This window comes from Streptomyces tyrfis (assembly GCF_037034285.1).
Lineage (GTDB): Bacteria > Actinomycetota > Actinomycetes > Streptomycetales > Streptomycetaceae > Streptomyces.
The window spans coordinates 1-21503 of the sequence record NZ_JBAGJZ010000031.1; the positions used below are offsets into that span (position 1 = coordinate 1).

Consider the following 21503-nt stretch of genomic DNA (forward strand, 5'->3'; position numbering starts at 1 on the left):
CTGGATGTGCGGTTCGTAGAACCGACGATATGGCACTCAGTACCCTCTGTAAAGGAACGCGGTGCCAGAAGAGGGGTTTTGGTGCTACGTTCCCCGCATGACTGACGCACGCAGACCCGCGAAGAAGGCCCCGATGCGGGAGGTGCTCGCCGAGGCCGCCTTCCAGCTGTTCCTGGAGCGGGGCTTCGAGCGGACCACGGTGGACGACATCGTGAGCCGGGCCGGGGTCGGGCGACGGTCGTTCTTCCGCTACTTCCCCTCGAAGGAGGACGCGGTCTTCCCGGACCACGAGCGCTGCCTCGCGGACATGACCGCGTTCCTGGCGGCGGTCGGGGACGCGGATCCGGTCGACGCGGTGTGCGACGCGGCCCGGTTGGTGCTGCGCATGTACGCGGCCAACCCCGAGTTTTCCGTCCAGCGCTACCGGCTCACCCGGGAGGTGCCCGGACTGCGCACCTATGAACTGTCCGTGGTGCGCCGGTACGAGCAGACGCTGGCCGGCTACCTCCGCGGCCGTTACGGCGAGGCGGAGGACGGCGCGCTCCGCGCCGAGGTGATCGCCGCGTCCGTGGTCGCCGCGCACAACAACGGGCTGCGGACCTGGCTGCGTTCGGGCGGCGAGGGGGACGCGGAGACGGCGGTGGACCACGCCCTCGGCCTGGTGCGACGGGTATGGGGGGGCGCGGCGGCCCCGGGCGCGTCGACCGCCCCGCCCGACGACGACGTGGTGGTGATGGTCGCCGCGAGGAGCACCCCGATGTGGCGCGTGGTGCAGCAGATCGAATCGGCCATCGGCCAGGCCTGACCGAACCGGCCTCGGGCCGGGGCCGACCGGGCCGGCCCGCGAGCCGGGGTGACGGCGCTCGCCGGCCGCGCCTCGGGCGCCCGCCGGGCGGGATCATGCCGGAGAAGACTCTTCTGGCACTGAGTGCCTTTACGGTTCTGCACTCAGTGCCTTATGGTGCGGACGCGCCGACGCGCACGCATGGCGCATCCGAGCCGAGCGCAAGGGGTCGAAGTGTCCCAGTCGTCGAATGACACCGTGCAGACGGAGCGTGAGGAAGCCGGCCTGCACTACCACCGCTGCCGCTGGTGCGGCACGGCCTCCTTCCGGAGGCTGCTGTGCCCGGTGTGCGCGTCGAGTGATCTGGAACCCGAACACAGCGCCGGTCTCGGCGTCGTCGTACGGTCCGCGGTCGTGCACCGCTACACGGACGACGCGCGCAATGAGTCCCTCGTCAGGCTCCCCGAAGGATTCGTCTTCCGCTGCCGTGTCGTGGGGGCCGCCCCGGAGCGGGTGCAGGTGGGCGCCAGGGTGCGCCCGCTGTCCGGGGGCGGACCGGACACCGGCGAGGTGGTCTTCGAACTCTGCGAACCGCCGAGGAACGACGACTGGCTCTGAGCGGCCCGTCCGACGGCGGCCGCGGCGCGGGCCGGCGGAAGCGTGCGCACGCCGCCGTGCGCCGGCGTACACCGAGCGGCCACCTTCTCGCCATGACCGGTTGGCCGGTTCCGCGGCGGATCGTGATTGGCTGGGGCCATGATGGATGAACTTCTCACCGGTATCACCGGAATCGCGGGAACCTCCGGAATCGCCGGGGACACCGGAATCGCGGGGGACATCGGCAGCGCCGGGCTCGCCGGACGGCTCACCGCCGTGGACGCGGCGATACGGGCGGCGGCGGCCGCCGAGATCATGCCTCGCCACCGGCAGCTCGCCGCCCACGAGATCGTCGAGAAGAACGGCCCGCACGACCTCGTCACCACCGCCGACCGCCTGGCCGAGGAACACCTCACCGCCTCCCTGACCGGCATCCTGCCCGGCTCCGTGGTGGTCGGGGAGGAGGCGGTCCACGCCGATCCCGCGGTGTACGACGCGCTGCGCGGCGACGCGCCGGTGTGGATCGTCGACCCGGTCGACGGCACCCGCCAGTTCGTGCACGGCGAGCCGGGGTTCTGCACCCTGGTCGCCCTGGCCCACCACGGTGAGCTCCTCGCCTCCTGGACCTACGCCCCGGCCCTGGACCAGATGGCCGTCGCGGTCCGCGGCGGGGGCGCGGCACTGAACGGGGAGCCGATACGGTCCGGCGCGCCCGCGACCGGCGCCGTCCTGACCGTGGCCACGTCGCACCCCGACTTCACCACCGACGCGCAGAAGCGGACGCTGCTGGGGCTGCGCACCGACGGCTTCGCCGCCCGGCCCTGTGGTTCGGCCGGCCTCGAATACCTCGCCGTCGCACGCGGCGAACTGGACGCCGTCGCCTTCACCTGGGAGTACGCCTGGGACCACGCGGCCGGTCTGCTGCTGGTCACCGAGGCGGGCGGCGCCCAGGCCACCGTCGCCGGCGCCCCGTTCCGCGTCGCCGGGGGCAACGCCCTGCCGTTCACGGCGGCCCGTGACGCCGCGACCGCCGAGCGGGTCCTGGAGGCCCTGCGGAACGGGGCCTGACCGGGATCGCCACCGGCCGCACCCGCCCGGCGCGGCCGTGGCCCCGGGGCCCGCGGTCCGTCGCCGGACAGCACCCGCGAGGGGGCGGCCCCGGCCGCCGGGCGGCGGCCGTCAGGTCCCCGGGCCCCGCGGACGTCACGCCCCGTCGCCGCCGTCGCCCGCCGCGAGGACCGACCGGACGTCGCGCACCAGCTCCGCGGCCCGCTCCACCGCCGCCGCGTCCAGGAGTCTCAGCGCCTCGCCGGCCCGCGCGGCGAATCCCTCGGGCGTGTCCGGCAGGGCGTCCGCCGCGGCCAGCGCGCCCTTCTCGTTCAGGCACCACACGCGGTGGTGGGCGTGGAGCGACTGGGCGAGGACGCCGAACGCGCGCGACAGGCACAGGGAGACGTGGAGCGCGTCCCCGCCGGACGCCGACTTGCGGGCGTTCGCCACCAGGAACTCGGCCTCCCACGAGGCTTCCGCCAACGCCGTGCGCAAGGGCTCCGGATAGACGGCGGTCTCCCGCTGAAGCCCCGTCAGCTCCCCTTGCGGATCGGCGAGTACGTGACAGAGCGCGACCTCGCCCGGGTAGGCGGGGGACCAGAAACCGAGCGGATGCCCCGCCTGCACTCCCACCTCGTACCGGCCGGCGCGGCAGTCCGACCACACCGCCTCCACCCGGTCCAGATCGCGCAGGATCCAGTCCACCGGCGCGTCGTCCACCCGCAGCCAGGCCCCGCCGTTCACCCAGGGCCCCCAGCCGCCGGGCCCCGCGACCTCCGCGGGCGCGCCCTGGACCTCGGCGGCCAGCGCGGTCAGCGCGGCCGTGTCGGGGACGCCGCGGTAGTAGAGGCCCAGATCCCAGTCCGAGTCCGGGCGGTGCGTGCCGCGGGCCCGGCTGCCGCCCAGGGAGACCGCCCGGATGCCGGGCACCGAGACGAGCCGGGAGGCCAGGTCCGCGATCCGGGCGGGCACGGCCGGGGCGGTCCGCGCCGTCGGAGCCCGCCGGGCGGGGGAGTTCGGTGTGTTCATGGTGCCGTGACCCTACCCACGGCCGCGCCGTCGGCGCCTCGGAATATCCTGGTGTCCTGGCCGTCGGCTGACAAAGGAGTCCGAAGGTGACGTCGATGCTCGATGCCGTCGTCGTGGGGGCGGGGCCCAATGGACTGACCGCCGCGGCCGAACTGGCCCGGAGAGGCCTCGCCGTGGAGGTCTTCGAGGCGGCCGGCACCGTCGGAGGCGGCGCCCGCACGGAAGAGCTCACCCTGCCGGGCTTTCGCCACGATCCCTGTTCCGCCGTCCATCCGCTGGGCATCGGCTCGCCCGCGTTCACCGCCATGCCGCTCGCCCGGCACGGCCTGGAGTGGCTCCAGCCCGAGCTGGCGCTCGCCCACCCGTTCCCGGACGGGACGGCCGCGCTGCTCACCCGGTCGGTGGGGGAGAGCGCCATGTCGCTGGGCGCCCAGGACGCCGGGGCGTACCGCAGGCTCGTCGCCCCGTACCTCGGCCACTGGGACACCCTCGCCGCGGACTTCCTGCGCACCCCGTGGGACGGGCTGCCGCGCGACCCGTACCGCTGGGTGCGTTTCGGCCTCGACGCGCTCCAGCCCGCGACGCTGCTCGCCCGCCGCTTCCGGGGCGCGAAGGCGCGGGGGCTGATCGCCGGGCTCGCCGCCCACGCCATCGCGCCCGTCAGCGGGGTCGCCACCGGCGGAATCGCGCTGCTCTTCGCCCTCGCCGCGCACGAGAAGGGCTGGCCGGTGCCGCGCGGCGGATCACAGGCCATCTCCGACGCCCTGGCCTCGTACGTCACCGAACAGGGCGGCACGATCCGCACCGGCATCGAGGTCAGGCGCCTCGACGAGCTCCCGCCCGCCCGGGCGTACGTCTTCGACACCTCGCCCACCGCCCTCGCCCGCATCGCCGGGCTGGGCCGCGCCTACAGCGGTTACCGCTACGGCGCCTCCTGCTTCAAGATCGACTACGCGCTGTCCGGGCCGGTGCCGTGGACCGCGCCGGAGGCCCGCCGGGCCGGCACGGTCCACCTCGGCCCCACGGCCGGCGAGATCGACGCCGCGCTGAGCGCCGCCGTCGAGGGCCGCGATCCCGGTGTGCCGTTCCTGATCACCGCGCAGCCCAGCCTGATCGACCCCTCGCGCGCGCCCGAGGGGCAGCACGTCTTCTGGGCGTACGGGCACGTCCCGGCGGGCTGGGAGGGCGACGCCACGGAGGTCATCGAGCGCCAACTGGAGCGCTTCGCCCCGGGGTTCCGCGATCTGGTGCTGGCCCGGGCGGTGGCCGGCCCGCCCCGGCTCGCGGCCCGCAACGCCAACTACGTCGGCGGTGACATCGCCTGCGGCGCGTTCGCCGGACTCCAGACGGTGATCCGGCCCAGACTCGCCCGCGTCCCCTACGCCACCGCGCATCCGGCCGTCTTCCTGTGCTCCTCGGCGACCCCGCCCGGCCCGGGAGTGCACGGCATGTCCGGCCACCACGCGGCGAAGGCGGTCTGGCGGCGGCTGCGGTCGGCGTCCTGACCGGCCGTCGGTCCCGGGCGCGGGTCCTCGCGGCGGGCCGGCGGTTCGCGCGTCAGGCCGGGGAGTGCGGCAGGGCGAGGAAGCGGTTCTCCTCCACGACTCGGTAGCCCGCGCTCGTGTACAGGTTCATCGCCACCTCGTTGCCGCCCCACACGGTGAACATCAACGCCGCGTCGCCGGCCGCGAGCGCGGCCCGTTCGCCGGCCGTCATCGCCGCCCGGCCGTACCCCTTGCCGCGCTGCCGCTCCTCGATGTGCAGCGAATAGCCGTAGGTGACCCCGGGGAGGTGACCGTGCCTCAGCCAGCCGGTGCCGATCGGCTCACCGCCCGCCTCCAGCACCAGGAACGTGTTCTCGGGCGTCGTCAGGCCCTCGGGCAGCAGCTTCGCGAAGTCGTGGTCGGACTTGCGCGCGGCCTCCTCTGCGCCCAGCGCCCCGGCCCGGACGATGCCCTGTGCGTAGGAGTCCTTCTCCGAGGCGAGCCATTCCGGGTACTCGTCCCGCGTCATGGGTCGCGCGGTGACGCCGTCGAGCGGTTTTGGCGGGGAGGCGACCGGCCGCGCCCTGACCTGGCCCTGCACGGTGTAGTCGTCGAAGGTTCCGGCGGCGGGCCCGGTGAGCCGCACGTCGACGCGGCGCGCGCCGCGCTCCGCGCACCACCTCTCGGCCCAGTCCCGGGCGGCCCGTTCGTGCCCCCGTCCGGTGTGGGGCGCGTCGACGTGGAGGTCGCCGACGCGGCCCGCCGATGTACCGTGGTCGTCGGTCATGACCACGGCGACGTACCCGATCCGGCTCCCGCCGTCCGCGATCTCGGCGACGGCCCAGCCGCCGAAGCCGGCGCGGGCGTCCTCGACCATGCGCCGCGTCGCGGCCTCCCCGAGCCCGGCGGCCGTGTACGAGGCCCGCAGGCGCTCCTCGAAGTGCCGCTGCCATTCCGCGCTGTCGTCCAGGGTGCTGAATTCCGTCATCCGGCCACACTGCCACGCCGCTCGGGACCCGGGCGCGTGAATACGCGCCGTCGGTCCGCTCCCGGCCCGGGGGCCGTGCCCCGGGCGCGGCATCATGGGCGTATGAGCACACCTGGGCCCGGGGCCGTCACCGTCACGCTGGTACGCGGCGACATCACTCAGCAGTCCGTCGACGTCATCGTCAACGCGGCGAACTCCTCGCTGCTGGGCGGGGGCGGGGTCGACGGAGCGATCCACCGGCGAGGCGGCCCGGACATCCTGGCCGCCTGCCGCGCGTTGCGGGCCTCGCACTACGGGAAGGGCCTGCCCACCGGCCGGGCCGTGGCCACCACGGCGGGGAGGCTGGACGCCCGGTGGGTGGTGCACACGGTGGGGCCGGTCTGGAGCGGATCCGAGGACCGGTCCGCGCTCCTCGCCTCCTGCTACCGCGAATCGCTGCGTGTGGCGGCGGAGTTGGGGGCGCGGACGGTGGCGTTCCCCGCGATCTCCACGGGCGTCTACGGCTGGCCCATGGACGACGGGGCGCGCATCGCCGTCCGCACGGTCCTGGCGGAGGCCGTCGCGCCGGTCGAGGAGGTGCGGTTCGTGCTGTTCGACGCGCACGCGTACGCGCGGTTCGAAGAGGTGCTGTCCGCGCACGGCTGACCGGGGCGCCGGGCCCCGGGACCGGCCGTGCGCGGTCCGCGCTCCCGGCCCCGGGGACGTGCGCCCGGCGGCGGTCAGGGGACCGGGTCGAGGAACGAGTCGAACGGGGCCGGGAGCCGCTTCCACGCCTCCGGGCCCGCCGCGTACTCGGCGTCGGTCAGCAGGCACGAGTCGAGGAGCCCGGTCATCCCGTCCCGGTCGAGGCCGGGCGAGGTGAAGACGAGGTGCTGGCAGCGGTCGCCGTGCTCGGGGTGCCAGTCGAGCGCGGCCGCGGCCCTGCGGGCCGGGGGCACCAGGTCCCAGGCGGCGTCCGGCAGCGACGCCAGCCAGGGGCCGGCGGTCTCCACGCAGAGCGCACCCCCGGCCGAGTCCCAGGCCAGCAGGGTGTCGGGCCGGTCGGCGAGCCAGAACCGGCCCCGGCCGCGCATCGCCGCGCAGCACAGATCCTCCAGCGCCCGGTACAGCCGCTCGGGGTGGAAGGGACGACGGCGACGCCAGACGAGTGTGCCGACGCCGGCCTCGTCCGCGTCCTGCGGCAGCAGCGCACAGGCGGGATGCTGGGCGGCCGCGGCCGACTCCGCGTCGAAACCGGCGAAGGCCAGACGGGCGAGTTCCACCGACCCCGCCGTTCCCTGACGCGCCGTCGGGTGGAGCTGGGAGAGGAGCGCCCGGTCGGCCGCGTCGGCGGTTCCGTCACCGGCCAGGGCGAGCACCGGCGCGTACTCCAGCTGGCGCGCCCAGGTGTCGCCGACGGTCCGCCGGTCGTTCGCGGCCGCGGCGAGCCCGGCTTCCGCCAGGTCGTCACCGTTCCCGAGATACGCCGACACCAGCGCGGGGTCCACGGCGGTGACCACCTGGGCGAGTTCGAGCGTCCGACCGCCGTGCGCGACGACGGCCTCGGCCATCGCCCGGGGCTCGACGGAGTCCCACAGCTCGACGACCGCCGTCCCGGCGAGCCCGCCGGAGGCCAGCCGTTCCAGCTCGGGGACCAGGTCCGCCCGCAGCGCGCAGCAGGCGCAGCCGTCGACCAGCGGAAGGGCGGTGCGGGACAGTTCGCCCGACGCGTCCCGGAGGACGCGCCACACCCGGCCGTCGGCGGCGTCGGACAGATCGTGGTGCAGGGCGACGCTGCCGGGGACGGCGCGCAGCAGCCCGTCCACCGCCTCCCTGCGGGCGTCGGAGTGCAGCCCGGCGACGATCACGACGGGCAACCGGGCCTGGTTCGGCATCACTTCGCCTCGCGTCGGCCGTAACGGCGCTCGAACCGCTCGACGCGGCCGGCGGTGTCCAGCACCCGGGCGGTGCCGGTGTAGAAGGGGTGGCTCGCGGAGGAGATCTCGACGTCGACCACGGGGTAGGTGCGGCCGTCCTCCCATTCGACCGTCCGGTCCGAGGTCATGGTGGAGCGGGTGAGGAAGGCGGCGCCGGCCGCCTTGTCGCGGAAGACGACGGGGCCGTACGGGGGATGGATTCCCGGCTTCATGAGATGCCTTTCCGAGGCGGGGGAGTCGAGGGGAGTCGGAGGGATCGGAGGATCGGGTGGTCAGCGCTCTTCGCGGAAGTCGACGTGGGCGCGGGCGACCGGGTCGTACTTGCGCAGGACCATGCGTTCGGGGTCGTTCCGCCGGTTCTTGCGGGTGATGTAGGTGTAGCCGGTCCCCGCGGTGGACCGGAGCTTGACGACGGGGCGCAGTTCGTTGCGTGCCATGCCGCTACTATATGGCAATGATTCCCATGTTCATCAAGCGGCTCCGCCGCGGAAAGCAGGTGCCCCCGTGTCCGCCCACTGCCAGCTGACCGGCGCCCGGCCGGGCTTCGGCAACCACATCTCCCACTCGCACCGGCGCACCTCGCGCCGCTTCGACCCCAACATCCAGCGCAAGCGGTACTGGCTGCCGAGCGAGGGCCGGCACATCCGGCTGACGCTCAGCGCCAAGGCGATCAGGACCATCGACGGCATCGGCATCGAGGCCGCCGTCGCCCGCATCCGGGCCAGGGGAGAGAGGATCTGATGGCGAAGAAGAGCAAGATCGCGAAAAACGAGAGGCGCAAGGCGGTCGTCGCGCGCCACGCCGCCCGCCGGGCCGAACTGAAGGAGATCCTCCGGCGGCCGTCCAGCACGGACGCCGAACGCCGCGCGGCGGCGGACGAGTTGCGGCGCCAGCCGCGTGACGCGAGCGCCACCCGGGTGCGCAACCGCGACGCGGTGGACGGACGTCCGCGCGGCCATCTGCGGAAGTTCGGGCTCTCCCGCGTACGCCTCCGCGAGCAGGCGCACGCCGGGCTGCTGCCCGGGGTCACCAAGTCCTCGTGGTGAGCGGGTAGTCCACGCGGCGGCGGCCGGACGTCCGGGGCCGGAGGCGGGACGGTCCCGCCCGGCGCGGGACGACGCGGTACGCGCTCCGGCCGCCGCCCGGGCCGGACGCGGGCCGGTTCCCCGCCGGCCCGACGCGCTCCGACGCCGCCGCGTACCGTCCCGCCTCCGGGCTGACAGGATCTGCGGGTGCTTCGAAACCGTGGTGGTGTCGTCCTCTCCGTCGTGGGGGCGTTGTACGGACTGTCGGCGACGGGGGACCAGTTGGCGCTCGTCGCGCTGACGCTCCGGCTGCACGACCAGGGGCGGTCGGGCCTCGCGATATCGGCCCTCGTCGTCGCGGGCGTGCTGCCGCTCGTGGTGGTCGGCCCGCTGGCCGCGCCCCTGGTCGACCGGGTGGAGAGCGGCCGTCTGATCGTCGTGGTGACGGCCCTCCAGGCCGTGACCGCCCTGGGGCTGGCAGTCGTCACCGATGTGGCCGCCACCCTCGGGCTGCTGGTGCTGCTCGGCGCGGGACTGGCCGTGGTCTCTCCCGCGCTGCTGCTCCTGGTCCCGGAGATCGTCGGCGAGGAGCACACCGCCCGGGGCTATGCCCGGCTGGAGGCGTTCCGCTCGGCCGGGAACGTGGTGGGGCCCGCGCTCGCCGGCGTTCTCGTCGCGGCCTTCGACGACCGCGTCGCCCTGGCGTGCGACGCGGCGACGTTCGCCGTCATGGCAGCCGCCTTCCTCGCGCTGCGGGTCCGGCGTCGCCCCCTGGCCGGCGCCCGCGCCGACTGGATGGCCCAGGTGCGCGAGGGGGCCGGCGTGCTGGGTGCGGACCGGCTGCTGCGCGCCGCGATCCCGGCGCTCTGCGCGGCCATCCTGTTCACCGCCGTGCTGAGCGTGGCACGGGTGTTCTTCGTCCGTGACGAGCTCGGGGCGTCCGACACGGGGTACGGCGTCCTCGTCACCGCGCACACCGCCGGCATGCTCCTCACCGCCGCGCTGATCGCTCCCCGGATCCCTCTGAGATGGCAGCCGCGCGTCCTCGTGGGGTCCGGGACGCTCATGGGACTGGCGCTCACCGTGAGCGCGGGCGTTCCGGTGTTCGCGGTCTCCCTGGCGGCCTTCGTGTTCACCGGCGTCGCCAACTCCCTTCAGGGGCTGGCCATCCGCAACCTGATCCACGCCCGGGTGCCGGCCCGGGTGCGCGGCCGGGCCTTCGCGTCCTCCGGGGCCGCGCTCAACGGCGCCAACCTCGCCGGAACCGCGCTCGGCGGTCCGGCGGTGACCCTGCTCGGCGGGGCCGGGGCGCTGGCCCTGGCGGGCGTCGGCACCCTGCTCGTGAGCGTGGCCGGGGCCCCGGCGCTCTGGCGCGGGCGCGGCGAGTCCGCCAGGCGCCTCGCCGCCGATCCGGCGCGGCCCGTCGGACCCGCGCCCGACTGACCCCGAGCGCCGGGGCCCCGAGCGCCGGGGAGCGGGACGGCGCTTGGGAGGGGAGCAACGTGGGGAGCAGAGACCGGGGGCAGAAGAGACCGGAGCGGGAGGGAGGGCAGGGCGCGTGCGAGGGACGTGCGACCCTCTCCGGTTCCCCGCGCCACGGCTCCCGCTCCGGGCTCCCGCATTCCCGGCTCCCGCACTCCCACGGTCCGGCTCCAGCTCCCGGAACCCATGGACAGCTCCCGGAACCCATGGACAAGGGACGCGGAGAAGCCCAGGCAGTGCGAGGTCGATGTCGGATTCTCGCCAGCCCGGCAGCATCCAGTGGCCCATGCTGGAGACATGCATACCGACACCGAGCGCTGCGTGCGGGCCGTGCGGTCGAAGGACGCACGCTTCGACGGCTGGTTCTTCACGGCGGTTCTCACCACCCGGATCTACTGCCGCCCCAGCTGCCCCGTCGTGCCGCCCAAGGTCGAGAACATGACCTTCTACCCCAGCGCGGCCGCCTGCCAGCAGGCCGGGTTCCGGGCCTGCAAGCGATGCCGGCCCGACACCAGCCCGGGCTCACCGGAGTGGAACGCCCGCGCCGACTCCGTCGCCCGTGCGATGCGCCTGATCCGGGACGGCGTCGTCGACCGCGAGGGCGTCCCCGGGCTCGCGGCCCGGCTGGGCTACTCCGCCCGGCAGATCGAACGCCAGCTGCTGGCCGAACTGGGGGCGGGGCCGCTCGCCCTGGCCCGCGCCCAGCGCGCCCAGACCGCACGCCTGCTCATCGAGACCACCGCGCTGCCGCTGGCCGAAGTCGCCTTCGCCGCCGGATTCTCCTCGATCCGCACCTTCAACGACACCGTGCGCGAGGTCTTCGCGCTGGCCCCGGGCGAGCTGCGCGCCCGTGCCGGCCGGTCCCCGGCGCCGGCGCCCGTCCCCGGCGCGATCGCGCTGCGTCTGCCGTACCGGGCCCCGCTCAACCCCTCCAACCTCTTCGGGCACCTCGCCGCGACCGCGGTCCCCGGCGTCGAGGAGTGGCGCGACGGCGCCTACCGCCGCACGCTCGCCCTCCCGCACGGGCACGGCGTCGTCTCCCTCGCCCCGCGCCCCGACCACATCGCCTGCCGACTGCACCTCACCGACCCGCGCGACCTCACCCTCGCCATCAGCCGCTGCCGCTGGCTGCTCGACCTGGACGCCGACCCGGTCGCCGTCGACGGACAACTGCGCGCCGACCCGCTGCTGGCGCCCCTGGTCGACACGGCTCCGGGACGCCGGGTGCCGCGAACCGTCGACGGCTCGGAGTTCGCCGTACGCGCGGTGCTCGGCCAGCAGGTGTCGACGGCGGCCGCCCGCACCCACGCGGCCCGTCTCGTCTCCGCGCACGGCGTCCCCGTCGACGACCCGGAGGGCGGCGGTCTCACCCACCTGTTCCCGACCCCGGACGCGCTCGCCGGACTCGACCCCGAGCGGCTCGCCCTGCCCCGCAGTCGCCGCACCACGCTCACCACCCTCGTCGGCGCGCTCGCGGACGGTACGCTCGGGCTCGGCACCGACGCCGACTGGGAGCGGACCCGGAGCGAACTCGCCGCCCTCCCCGGCTTCGGCCCCTGGACCGTAGAGGTGATCGCGATGCGCGCGCTCGGCGACCCGGACGCCTTCCTCCCCACCGACCTCGGCGTCCGCCGCGCCGCCGCGGAACTCGGCCTCCCGTCGACGCCCGCCGCGCTCACCGCCCGCGCGGCGGCCTGGCGGCCCTGGCGGGCGTACGCGGTCCAGTACCTGTGGACCGTCGACGACCACCCCATCAACCACCTGCCCGCATGAACCAGTTGGGACGTTCCCCCATGAGCACCACAGACACACGGGACACACTGCGGCGGCACACCGTCGTCGACAGTCCGTACGGTCCGCTGACCCTCGTCGCCACCGACGGCGTCCTGTCGGGCCTCTACATGACCGGCCAGCGCCACCGCCCGCCCGAGGAGACCTTCGGCGAGCCGGACCCACGCCCCTTCGCGGCGGCGATCCGCCAGCTGGAGGCGTACTTCGCAGGCGAACTGCGCGAGTTCGACCTGCCGTTGCGCCTGGACGGCACCCCGTTCCAGCGCAGCGTCTGGGCGCAGCTCCAGCGGATCCCGTACGGCGAGACCCGTTCGTACGGCGAACTGGCCGAGAACCTCGGGAAGCCGGGGGCCTCGCGCGCGGTGGGCCTCGCCAACGGCAAGAACCCGGTGGGCATCATCGTCCCCTGCCATCGCGTGATCGGCGCCTCCGGAAGCCTCACGGGCTACGGCGGCGGGCTCGACCGCAAGCAGCGGCTGCTGGCCTTCGAAAGGGGCGGGCGCGAGGACGCCCCGGCACTGTTCTGACATCTGACACCCGACACCTGGCGTCCGACCCTGACCTCGTCGGCACGGACGACGGGTGGCGGACGACGGGTCGCGGGGCGCGGGCGCCGGGCCGGGCCGGGAACGGTACGGGCCCGGACCCGACGCGACGCCGGGCGCCGATCAGAGCAGGATCTCCACCACGGTCCAGACCGCCAGCCCCAGCATGCAGAGGCCGCCGATCCGCTGCACCGTCTTGAGCGGCACCCGCTTCGCGATGAACTGCCCGGCCAGCAGGGCCAGCGCCGAGACCGACATCAGCGCGGCCGCGGAACCGATCGCCGTGGACCAGGTGCCGTTGCTCGCGGCGAGGTTGGCCGTGGTGATCTGCGTCAGGTCGCCCCACTCGCTGATGAAGACCGCCATGAACGCGGTCGAGTACACCGGCCAGAACCCGGTCACGGTCCTGCTGCCGGCCTCCTCCTCGTCGTCTCCGCCACCGGCGCGCAGCAGCATGAACGCCCCGAACGCGAACAGGGCGGCCGAGACGATCTTGACGATCCAGCCCGGCAGCAGCCCGATCAGGCTGCCCGCTCCGACGGCGATCGCGACATGCACGATGAACGCCGACGACGTACCGAACCAGACGTACAGCGGACGCATGCGGGTGCCCATGGCGAGGGACGCGAACATCGTCTTGTCGGGCAGTTCGGCGAGGAAGATCAGCCCGAAGGCGGTGATGATCGCCAGGGGGTCGAGGTGCATTCCGGGTGGCTTTCTGTGAGAGCCGGGCCCCGGGCCTTCGCGAAGCGCCACGCGGGCTTTCCGGAGACCACTCGGCCCGGCACGACGTCGGCACCCGCGGGGCGCGGGCGCGTCATACCTGACCGAAGGTCTCGCCCGCCCGTGGAATCCACGGGCCCGGCCACCGGGAATCCGAGGATTCCAGTGTGTCGACGACCGGTTCGCGGGGCTACTCCCCTTCGCAGCCGCCCACTGTACCCCACCGGCCGTCGGGGAGCACGGGTGTTCGATCGGACGGTGGCGCCGGTACAGTCCCCGTTGATCACCGAGTCGTCCCCGGAGGCGTCCCCGCATGAGCCCGCGCACCCGCGAGCCCGTCCCCGGCCGGGGCGCGCCCCGGCCCACCGTCAGCGTCTGCCGCGGCTGCTGCTGCGGTACGCCGAAGATCCCGGACGTGGACCACGCCGGCCAGCTCGCCGGGCTGCGCCGGGAGCTCGCGGAGGCGGCCGCGGTCCGCGTCGTGGACTGCCTGGACGCCTGCGAACAGGCCGATGTCGTCGTCGTGCAGCCCTCGGCGCGCGGGCGCGCGGCCGGCGGACGCCCGGTCTGGCTCGGGCTCGTCAACGACCCGGACGCGGTGTCCGACATCGCCGCCTGGGTGAGGGCGGGCGGGCCGGGACTGGCGGACCCGCCCGAGATCCTCGACCTGTACGCGTTCCGCCCCTCGCGCCGGGTGCGGCGGGAGCTGGAGGGCTGAGCCCCGCCGGGGGAGGACCGGGGCCGCGGGCGCGGCCGGTCAGTCCCGGGGACGCGCGTCCCCGTCCGCTCCCGGCCCCGGGGCCAGCCGGCGCAGCAGCGCGGGGAGCGCCGTTCCGATCGGTTCGCGGATGATCTCCTCGGCCAGCTCGTCGTACGGCGTGGGCTCGGCGTTCACCACGATCAGCCGCGCCCCGTGATCCACCGCGATCCCGGCCAGCGAGGCGGCGGGCTGCACCTGGAGCGTCGTGCCGACCGCGATGAACACCTCGCACGCCTTGGCGACCGCCATCGCCTGGCCCAGCACCACCGGGTCGAGCCGCTCGCCGAACATGATCGTGGCCGACTTCAGGATGCCGCCGCAGACCGCGCACGGCGGATCGGCCTCGCCCGCCTCGACCCGGGCCAGGGCGTCGGCCATCGGGGAGCGCGCGTGGCAGCGGGTGCAGACCACCTCGCGCGCCGTCCCGTGCAGCTCCAGGACCTTGCGGGCGGGGAGGCCGGCCGACTGGTGCAGCCCGTCGACGTTCTGCGTGATCACGCGCACCGGTGTGCCGGAACGTTCCAGCTCCGCGACCGCCCGGTGGGCCGCGTTCGGCTCGGCGTTCCAGGTCGCGCTGGTGCGGCGCATCTGCCAGGAACGCCGGCGGATGTCCGGGTCCGCCATGTAGAAGTCGTAGGTGACGAGCTTCTCGGCCTCCGGGTCCTTGCGCCAGAGGCCCTGGGGCCCGCGGTAGTCGGGAATGCCGGAATCCGTGGAAATGCCGGCGCCGCTCAGGATCGCGACGAGAGTCATGGTCACGAGCGTAGGCGCGGCCCGGCGACCCCCGCGAGGCCATTTCGCCCGGCGCCCCGGTCCTCGGACGGGGCGCCGGACCGCGACGCGCGCCCGGCGGGGTCCACCGGGCTGAACGGCGACGGGACGCGGCCCGTCCAGGTGTTCAGCCCGGCGCGGGCGGTCTGCCGGATGACGCCGCCGTCCTGAACGGCGCCGCTCCGCGCGACGTAGAACCGTCCGTCGTCCAGCGACACCAGCCCGTACTGGCCGTACTGTCCCGGCGCAGGCCAGCCGTACGTGCCGGTCGCCGCGTCGTGCGCGCCCGCGCGCAGCAGGGGGAGCAGCAGCCCGCGTTCCGGGGCCCGTTGGCCGCGCACCAGGCCGAGCACCGGCTTGCGCGCGCCGTCGACGGCGAACAGCGAATAGTGGGGGAAGCCGGGCTTGGCGCCCCGGTAGACGGCCATCAGCCAGTTGCCGCTGTGCCCGTCGTACTCCAGGTTCTGCACGCCGTACGTGGTGTTGCCGGTGTACGCGAAGAACTTGCCGTCGACCCGGTCCGGGCCGCTGGTGTGCGGGGCCGATTCGGACAGCGGGCGCTCATGGCTCTTCCACCGGGCGACGTCGTACTGGAGCAGCACCTGGTGGTCGTTGTCCGTGCGGCTGTCGTCGGCGTACACGCCGTAGGCGACCGTCAGCCTCCGCTCGGCCCCCGCGCCGCTCCGGTCGCCGAAGGCCGGACCGAACGCGACGCCGTCGATGCCGCTGCAGCCGTAGCGGTGGTCGGGGGTGTCGGCGGTGTCGCCGTCGAACACGCCGTCGCCGTTCATGTCGGCGGTGAAGTCCTTCACGACCTCCTTGAGGTAGACGGTCGAGACGACCCCCGTCGACTGGGCGTCCATCCCCATCCGGGTGATGCGGTCCGCGTCGAGGATCGCGATGTAGAAGGAGTTCGCCTGCTTGTACTCCAGCGAGCCGTACACCCGGCCGTCCCGCTCGTCGAAGTCCAGATCGCCGAGGTGGCCGGTGAACCCGGTGACCGAGCCGACCGGGTTGCCCCGGAGGTCGGTCTTGACCAGCAGATCGGTCATCGAGAAGTACATGAAGCCCTTGCGGCGGTCGATGGCCATGCCCTGGACATGGCCCGACTCCCAGGCCCCGCCGTCGACCGAGACCGGCAGGTCGTGTCCTTCGGCCGGAGCCGGAGCCGGAGCCGGAGCCGGAGTCGGAGCCATAGCCGGAGCCGAGGCCGCGGCCGGCCGTGCGGTCGCCGTCGGAGCCGTCATGACGACCGCCGTACAGGCGGCCACCGCGACGACCCACGCCGGCAGCCCGTCGAACCGTCCCGTGCGCTTGTGCATACGTCCCTCCGCTGTCGTGGAGTTCGGATGATGCAGGCCGAGGGCGCACCGGAGGCGACGCACACGTGAAGAGACAGATGTGCGAAGGGGCGGGGCCGGTCCGCCGACGGGCGCGAGGGGCGCGGGCGACGCGCGTGCGCACCGCGCGACGGACTCAGCAGGAAGACGCGGGAGTCACGGTGACGGACGGATGGGCTTCGCCGGAGCCGGGGACGGACCGGGTGATCCGGTAGCACTGGCCGACCGTTCCGTCGTGGCTGGAGATCAGGACGGAGACCGCCGCCGTGCCGTCTTCCCGCACCACGCTCCTGACGGTGAAGGTACGAAGCGTTCCGGTGGGGTCGAGGGCCTGCTGCACTCCGGCGCGGGTCAGCTGGCGCACACCGATCCCCTCGATCCGCTTCCCGGCCAGCCGGGACAGGGAACCGACCTCCGTGGCAGGCCTGCACGCGTCGCCGTCCCGCGCGGTCACCCGGGGCGTCCACGCGTGGCCGTGCGGGCGGCTGTAGGTGAAGTCGAGGCACCGGCTCACCGCGTCGCTCCCTCCCCCGGGAAGGACCCCCACCGTCTCGTACACGACCCGCTTGGGCAGCCGGGCCGTGAACGCGTCGCGGGACGCGTCGTAGGCGATCAGCGGGGATCCGGTGTGCTCCCATATCACGCCGGTCAGCTCGTCCACATCGCTCGTGCGGCTCGCGTCGAGCGAACGGGCCGTGTCGTCCGCCGCGTCGCGGCCTTGCCGGAGGATCGACGACACGGCTTCTTGCCTGCGTTCGCCGTTGACCTTCCCGGCGTGCCAATCGGCGTAGCCCAGCCAGGAGAGGCCGGCCGCGAGGACGAGGACCAGCGCGATCAGCATGGTCAGGCAGCCGGTGGTCATGGAGCGGTTGATCCGCTCCATGACCACCGAACCGTCCTGGTCATCGTGTGGCACTAGGAGCCCTTGTATCCGATGTCGGCCAGTTTCTGGTCCATCACGGCGGCGTAGCCCGTGGTCCCGGCGTTCTTCGGGTGGAAGGACTCGAGGCTGAGGCAGATGTCGTCTCCCGGCGCGGGGATGCAGGGCAGCTGGTTGGCCGGGTCTCCGGAGTGGAAGTCGCCGTCGCCGTTGGGGCCTGCCACGATGCGATTGATCCACTCGGCGCTGTCACAGATCCCGTGGCCCTTGAACGAGGGGATCGGGTCGGCGAAGTCCACCTTGATGCCGCTCTTCTTCAGCTCGTCGACCTTGGCCTTCTGCTTGTCCCGCATGTAGTCGGCCAGGTAGTTCAGGGAGTCGAAGTCAGCTGTCAGACAAGGCTGGTCGCTGACGATGTGAGGGTAGCCCATGAGGACGATCTGCGCGTTCGGAGCGGCGAACCGGATCTGGCCGATCAGGTCTCCCGTGTCGGTGACCGCCTGGTCGGCGTTGCCCGTGTAGTCCTTCCTGTCGCACACCCCGATCACGTAGCAGTTCTTGACGGCATTGGTGAAGTTGTCGCCGTCGTTTCCGCCGATGGTCAGCATGACCAGGGTCGTGTCCGCACTGAGCACGCCCGAGTCGATCTGAGTCTTCTCGTGATAGTTCCCCATCAGGCCCCACGCCGTCGGGTTCCCCTCGGTCAGCTGCCATGTCTTCGCGCCGGAGCAGGTGACGTTCTGCAGGTCGGCGACCATGGAGTGGTTGTCGGAGAGCTGACCGAGGGGGGTCGCCTGGAACGGCAGGAGGACCTTGCGGGCCCATGAGTTGGCGCTGCGGCGGCAGGCGTTCCAGCGGCTGGTGCCGTGCGAGGTGTCGGACTCGGGCGAGTAGCTTCCCGATCCTTCCCCGGAGGAGTAGGAGTCGCCCATGGCGACCACCATGTGCTGCGGCTTGCCCGGCAGCTTCTGGAAGGCGACCGCGGTGTAGGCCACGTCCTCGTCGGCGGTGCCGTCGTCGGTGGTGTTGGTGAGTTCCACCCGGGGCGTCCCGGTGAAGTGGTAGACGCCGAGTTCGGCCCAGGTGTTCTTGCTGTAGTGGGTGTTGAGATAGCGCTCCCGGTCACCGCCGGCCACGCCGCGGATGGTGTAGTGGGCCTGCTGGGTGTGGGCGCCGGTGTCGGGCAGGTGCACGAACACCCGGGCCCAGCCGTCCAGGTTCTGGCCGAGGGTCCAGGTTCCCTTGACCGTCATGGGCCCCTGGTCGCCGCCGAGATGGGCGGAGTCGCGGGTGTGCGCGTACCAGAAGTGGCCGTCGTATCCGCCGCCTATCTGGTACAGGTCGCCCTTCGCCTCGTACTGCCCGAGACCGGGGCCGACCGAGCCGTCGGAGTAGAACGTGAACTCGAAGCTCCCGTCGTCCGTGCCGGTCGAACCGCACGAGCCGTAGGTGCTCGTGTTGTCGGGCACGGAGTGCACGACCAGCGCGCCATCGGGGAGCCCGCTGCTGTCGCAGACCGGGGTCCCGTACTGGAGCCTGGTGCCGCGGCCCGGTTCGGCGACCAGGGTCTGGTACTTGATGTTCTCGAAGCCGCAGGCGGTGGCGCAGTCGCTCTTCCAGGTGGCGTTGGACTCGTGCCACCAGTACTGGGTGTAGCAGGCCGCGTCGGGGCAGTCGGGCGGGTTGGCGGCGTCGCAGCCGTTCTTGCTGTTGCAGAACGTGTCGAGCGACGGCGAGACGTGGGCCCGGTTGTACGTCGCGCTGCCCGGGATCGTGTAGGGGTCGACCGTGCCGTTCCAGTAGGCGGGGCGGAAGCCGGCGGAGGAGAAGCCGGACTCGCCGGGCCAGTCCTGGCGGCCGGAGGTGGCGTAGGAGTGGCCGGTGTCGATGGACCAGGCGGCCCAGCCCATCACCTTCTCCTCGTACGGCCACTTCTGAGGCTGGGCGGCGTCCTTGGCGGCGTTCGGGTTGACGTCGGTGTTCATGAAGCTCGACCGGGAGGCGGGATACGCGGGGTTGGCGGGGTTGTTGTACCAGCCGAGACCCCAGTTCCCGTTGGCGCCCGCGTCCGCCTTCTTGTTGAAGCCGAGGTTGTAGTTCCACAGAGCGGCGAACCAGTTCTCGACCCGGGACGGATCGTCGTTGTTGACGGTGATGGTCTGTCCCGACTCGTGGATCTCGTTCCACTTGTCCGCGAGGATGTACAGGGAGGCGGCGACGTTCACGGAGTAGTCCAGGGCGACCGCGCGCTGGGTGGCCGGGGGCAGGGCCGTCTCGCCCTCCTTCTCGTGCCCCGCGAGCCGCATCCCGTCGGTGACCTGCCCCACGCCGTAACCGCAGTCGGAGTTCGCCCAGTGGATCTTCCAGTACGCGGCCGGGTCGTCGCCCTTGTGGCCGTAGAAACCGGCGTAGGAGGCCAGCGGGCTGCCCATCTGGCCGGGGATCGCTCCCGGTTCGGCTTGCCACAGGTTCGACTCCTGCGCCATCACGCCGAGCAGCACGTTCGCCGGGATGCGGCCGCCGCCGGTCAGCGACGGGCGGGGGAAGAGGCCCTGCGGGTCGATGGTGCCGAGCCCGATCTGGCCGCGCCAGTCGCCCTGTGTGATCCAGTTCGAGCGCAGTTCACCGCGTACGGCCATGTCGACCGCCCACTCGACCTGGTTCGGGGTGGGCTGCAGGGCCTGGGAGCCCACGTCGTTGCGGGGCACCGAGCACCAGCGGTCGGTGTCGACCGGGTCGTGGGCCCGGGAATCGGCGTCGGCGCCGGTGAGGGCGGCGGGTGCGGCGTCGGTGAGCGCGGGGGAGACGGAGGCGCTTCCCGCATCGGCCGTGGCCGGTGCCACCGACTGGGTGAGCTTCTCCCCGGTGGTGGTGGCGGTGGACGTCACCGTGGTCGGCTCGTCGCCGGCCACGGTGTCCGGCGCGCCCGCCACGGTGTCCTCCGGTCCCGGGCCGCTCTTCGTGAAGTTCTGGCCCGCGTCCTTGATCCGGGACAGGCCGCGGCGGACGCCGGGGGTGAGCACGGGGTCGACCGCGAGGCGTCCCAGGGTGGACACATCCGTCTCCGCGGGGGCGTCGAGACGCGTGACCCCCGTGTCCTTGAGGCGCGTGGTGGACGGTTCGCCGGTGAGGAACACCCGCCCCTCGACTCCTTGACGCAGGCCGAGGTCGCCGAGCTCGCCGGAGACGATCACGGACGGCTTGCCGTGCCCGCGCCACAGCTTGGCGTGCGCGGTGGAGCCGCCCTGGTGGTCGAGGAAGGCGATGTGCCCGCCGGCAGTGGGCCGGATGTCGAACGGGGCACTGTCGGCGGTGGCGAGCGCCGTCGTCCTGCCGGCCTTGTCGATGTGGACCAGGTCGCGGCCGAGCCCGCCGATCGCGCCGTCCTCGACCGGTACCGCGCTGGTGATCTCGCCCGCGCTCACCGCCGAACCGGTCGTCCTGCCCGCCGTGTCGACGGTGACCACCCGGGTCTTCGTCCTCGCCGGGTCGTTCATGTCACGGAAGGCGGTGAACGCGGCCGTGTGCGTGACCGTGTTGCAGGACGGGTCGAAGTAGGCGAGCGACGCGGTGAACGGCAGCTTCACCACATGGCCGGTGGCGGTGTTGACGACGGCGGCGAACGCGCCGCCCTGCATCAGGTCGGGCTTGTTGGTGAACGCGCGCGGCGCGTACACGGCGGCGATGTGATCGGCGTCCATCACGCACTGGTTGCCGATCCAGGTGTCCGCGGGCACCGTCGGCTCCGACAGCGTGGCGACGGTCTTCCAGGCGTACGCCTTCGCCGAGTCGGCCACCAGGATCCTCAAGCCGTCGGCGTCGGCCGCGCCCGTCACCGCCCGGTCCTTGGACGACTTCCAGCCCGTGCCCAGTTTCTTGCCCGGGCTCTCGACCCGGGCGGGCGGCGCGGACGGCGCGGACGGTTCGGGGGACGGGTTCGGTCTCGCCTCGGCGGCGAGCGCCGGCGCGGCGGCCGGTGTCAGGCCGGTGACCACCAGTGCGGCGGTCGCCAACGCGATGGGTACGCATGCTCTGCGTCTGAGCCTCAAGTGTTCTCCAAGGTCCGAAAGAGCTGTTTGTCTGCGCGGGCTCCACGACCGCACCGGTGCGGGGGACGTCGGATCGGCGGGCCGGGGCCGTCGGGGCGCGCGTCCTGCGCCCCCTGCCTCGTCGCCCGTACGCACGACGCCGTCGGCGAATCCGCGAGCGGCACGGCCCCATGCGTCAAGGCCCGTCCACCGCCGGAATCGCCGGCGGTCATCCCCCGCGGCGTTCCTCACGCACGACCCGCTCCGCGTCCCGGTCGGCGGGAACCCCGGAAGAGGCCCCGCGGAACAG

21 protein-coding genes are annotated in these 21503 nt (G+C 73.5%); 11 read left to right on the forward strand and 10 right to left on the reverse strand.

The window, feature by feature from the left end; translation table 11 throughout:
* The first annotated feature begins 97 nt into the window (after nt 1-97).
* The 3 genes from WA762_RS22765 (at nt 98) to WA762_RS22775 (ending at nt 2449) form a co-directional block, all read left to right on the forward strand.
* The gene (locus WA762_RS22765; protein WP_335937923.1) at nt 98-805 is read left to right on the forward strand and encodes a TetR family transcriptional regulator; all 708 of its coding nucleotides are present in this window, start codon (nt 98-100) and stop codon (nt 803-805) included.
* Between the two features lie 180 nt (nt 806-985).
* The gene (locus WA762_RS22770) at nt 986-1402 is read left to right on the forward strand and encodes a Zn-ribbon domain-containing OB-fold protein (protein ID WP_443080651.1); all 417 of its coding nucleotides are present in this window, start codon (nt 986-988) and stop codon (nt 1400-1402) included.
* A 138-nt stretch (nt 1403-1540) separates the two neighbouring features.
* Nucleotides 1541-2449, forward strand: a complete 909-nt coding sequence (locus WA762_RS22775; protein WP_335937925.1) for an inositol monophosphatase family protein — start codon at nt 1541-1543, stop codon at nt 2447-2449.
* Between the two features lie 135 nt (nt 2450-2584).
* On the opposite strand, the gene WA762_RS22780 is transcribed toward WA762_RS22775, so the two are convergent.
* The gene (locus tag WA762_RS22780; protein WP_335937926.1) at nt 2585-3460 is read right to left on the reverse strand and encodes a nucleotidyltransferase domain-containing protein; all 876 of its coding nucleotides are present in this window, start codon (nt 3458-3460) and stop codon (nt 2585-2587) included.
* Nucleotides 3461-3546: 86 nt separating this feature from the next.
* On the opposite strand from WA762_RS22780, the gene WA762_RS22785 reads away from it, so the two are divergent.
* A complete protein-coding gene (locus WA762_RS22785; protein WP_335937927.1) occupies nt 3547-4965 on the forward strand; it encodes a phytoene desaturase family protein in 1419 nt (472 codons plus the stop codon).
* Nucleotides 4966-5017: 52 nt separating this feature from the next.
* Here WA762_RS22785 and WA762_RS22790 read toward each other — a convergent pair whose 3' ends face one another.
* Nucleotides 5018-5932, reverse strand: coding sequence for a GNAT family N-acetyltransferase (locus WA762_RS22790; protein ID WP_335937929.1), 915 nt, complete (start codon nt 5930-5932; stop codon nt 5018-5020).
* A 102-nt stretch (nt 5933-6034) separates the two neighbouring features.
* Between WA762_RS22790 and WA762_RS22795 the strand changes: the two genes are divergently transcribed.
* On the forward strand, nt 6035-6577 hold the full coding sequence (locus WA762_RS22795; RefSeq protein WP_335937931.1) for an O-acetyl-ADP-ribose deacetylase: 543 nt from the start codon (nt 6035-6037) through the stop codon (nt 6575-6577).
* Nucleotides 6578-6651: 74 nt separating this feature from the next.
* On the opposite strand, the gene WA762_RS22800 is transcribed toward WA762_RS22795, so the two are convergent.
* Genes WA762_RS22800 through rpmG form a run of 3 tightly spaced genes read right to left on the reverse strand, consistent with a single transcriptional unit; the run spans nt 6652 to nt 8285 of the window.
* The gene (locus tag WA762_RS22800; RefSeq protein ID WP_335937932.1) at nt 6652-7806 is read right to left on the reverse strand and encodes a CobW family GTP-binding protein; all 1155 of its coding nucleotides are present in this window, start codon (nt 7804-7806) and stop codon (nt 6652-6654) included.
* Complete coding sequence (locus WA762_RS22805) at nt 7806-8060, reverse strand: type B 50S ribosomal protein L31 (protein WP_335937934.1); 255 nt, start codon at nt 8058-8060, stop codon at nt 7806-7808. The genes WA762_RS22800 and WA762_RS22805 overlap by 1 nt, the downstream gene beginning before the upstream one ends.
* Nucleotides 8061-8120: 60 nt before the next feature.
* Nucleotides 8121-8285, reverse strand: a complete 165-nt coding sequence (gene rpmG / locus WA762_RS22810) for a 50S ribosomal protein L33 (protein ID WP_335937935.1) — start codon at nt 8283-8285, stop codon at nt 8121-8123.
* 67 nt (nt 8286-8352) lie between these two features.
* On the opposite strand from rpmG, the gene rpmB reads away from it, so the two are divergent.
* The 5 genes from rpmB to WA762_RS22835 all read left to right on the forward strand — a co-directional run bounded on the left by rpmB (nt 8353) and on the right by WA762_RS22835 (nt 12673).
* The gene (gene rpmB, locus WA762_RS22815; protein WP_335937936.1) at nt 8353-8589 is read left to right on the forward strand and encodes a 50S ribosomal protein L28; all 237 of its coding nucleotides are present in this window, start codon (nt 8353-8355) and stop codon (nt 8587-8589) included.
* Nucleotides 8589-8894, forward strand: a complete 306-nt coding sequence (gene rpsN, locus WA762_RS22820; RefSeq protein WP_335937937.1) for a 30S ribosomal protein S14 — start codon at nt 8589-8591, stop codon at nt 8892-8894. The genes rpmB and rpsN overlap by 1 nt, the downstream gene beginning before the upstream one ends.
* 186 nt (nt 8895-9080) lie before the next feature.
* Nucleotides 9081-10316, forward strand: a complete 1236-nt coding sequence (locus tag WA762_RS22825; protein ID WP_335937938.1) for an MFS transporter — start codon at nt 9081-9083, stop codon at nt 10314-10316.
* A 336-nt stretch (nt 10317-10652) separates the two neighbouring features.
* Complete coding sequence (locus tag WA762_RS22830; protein WP_335937939.1) at nt 10653-12128, forward strand: AlkA N-terminal domain-containing protein; 1476 nt, start codon at nt 10653-10655, stop codon at nt 12126-12128.
* A 20-nt stretch (nt 12129-12148) separates the two neighbouring features.
* Complete coding sequence (locus WA762_RS22835) at nt 12149-12673, forward strand: methylated-DNA--[protein]-cysteine S-methyltransferase (RefSeq protein WP_335937941.1); 525 nt, start codon at nt 12149-12151, stop codon at nt 12671-12673.
* Nucleotides 12674-12814: 141 nt separating this feature from the next.
* Here the strand turns inward: WA762_RS22835 and WA762_RS22840 are convergent, their stop codons facing one another.
* Nucleotides 12815-13396, reverse strand: a complete 582-nt coding sequence (locus WA762_RS22840; protein ID WP_335937943.1) for a TMEM165/GDT1 family protein — start codon at nt 13394-13396, stop codon at nt 12815-12817.
* A gap of 331 nt (nt 13397-13727) precedes the next feature.
* Between WA762_RS22840 and WA762_RS22845 the strand changes: the two genes are divergently transcribed.
* Complete coding sequence (locus WA762_RS22845) at nt 13728-14132, forward strand: (2Fe-2S) ferredoxin domain-containing protein (RefSeq protein ID WP_335937944.1); 405 nt, start codon at nt 13728-13730, stop codon at nt 14130-14132.
* 39 nt (nt 14133-14171) lie between these two features.
* Here the strand turns inward: WA762_RS22845 and WA762_RS22850 are convergent, their stop codons facing one another.
* From WA762_RS22850 to WA762_RS22865, 4 genes are all read right to left on the reverse strand, one after another.
* Nucleotides 14172-14927: an SIR2 family NAD-dependent protein deacylase gene (locus tag WA762_RS22850; protein ID WP_335937945.1), complete on the reverse strand. Its 756-nt coding sequence runs from the start codon at nt 14925-14927 to the stop codon at nt 14172-14174.
* A 2-nt stretch (nt 14928-14929) separates the two neighbouring features.
* Nucleotides 14930-16267, reverse strand: a complete 1338-nt coding sequence (locus WA762_RS22855) for a hypothetical protein (protein ID WP_443080653.1) — start codon at nt 16265-16267, stop codon at nt 14930-14932.
* 154 nt (nt 16268-16421) lie between these two features.
* The gene (locus WA762_RS22860) at nt 16422-17201 is read right to left on the reverse strand and encodes a hypothetical protein (RefSeq protein WP_335937947.1); all 780 of its coding nucleotides are present in this window, start codon (nt 17199-17201) and stop codon (nt 16422-16424) included.
* The gene (locus WA762_RS22865; protein ID WP_335937948.1) at nt 17201-21178 is read right to left on the reverse strand and encodes an SGNH/GDSL hydrolase family protein; all 3978 of its coding nucleotides are present in this window, start codon (nt 21176-21178) and stop codon (nt 17201-17203) included. The genes WA762_RS22860 and WA762_RS22865 overlap by 1 nt, the downstream gene beginning before the upstream one ends.
* Nucleotides 21179-21503: the final 325 nt, after the last annotated feature.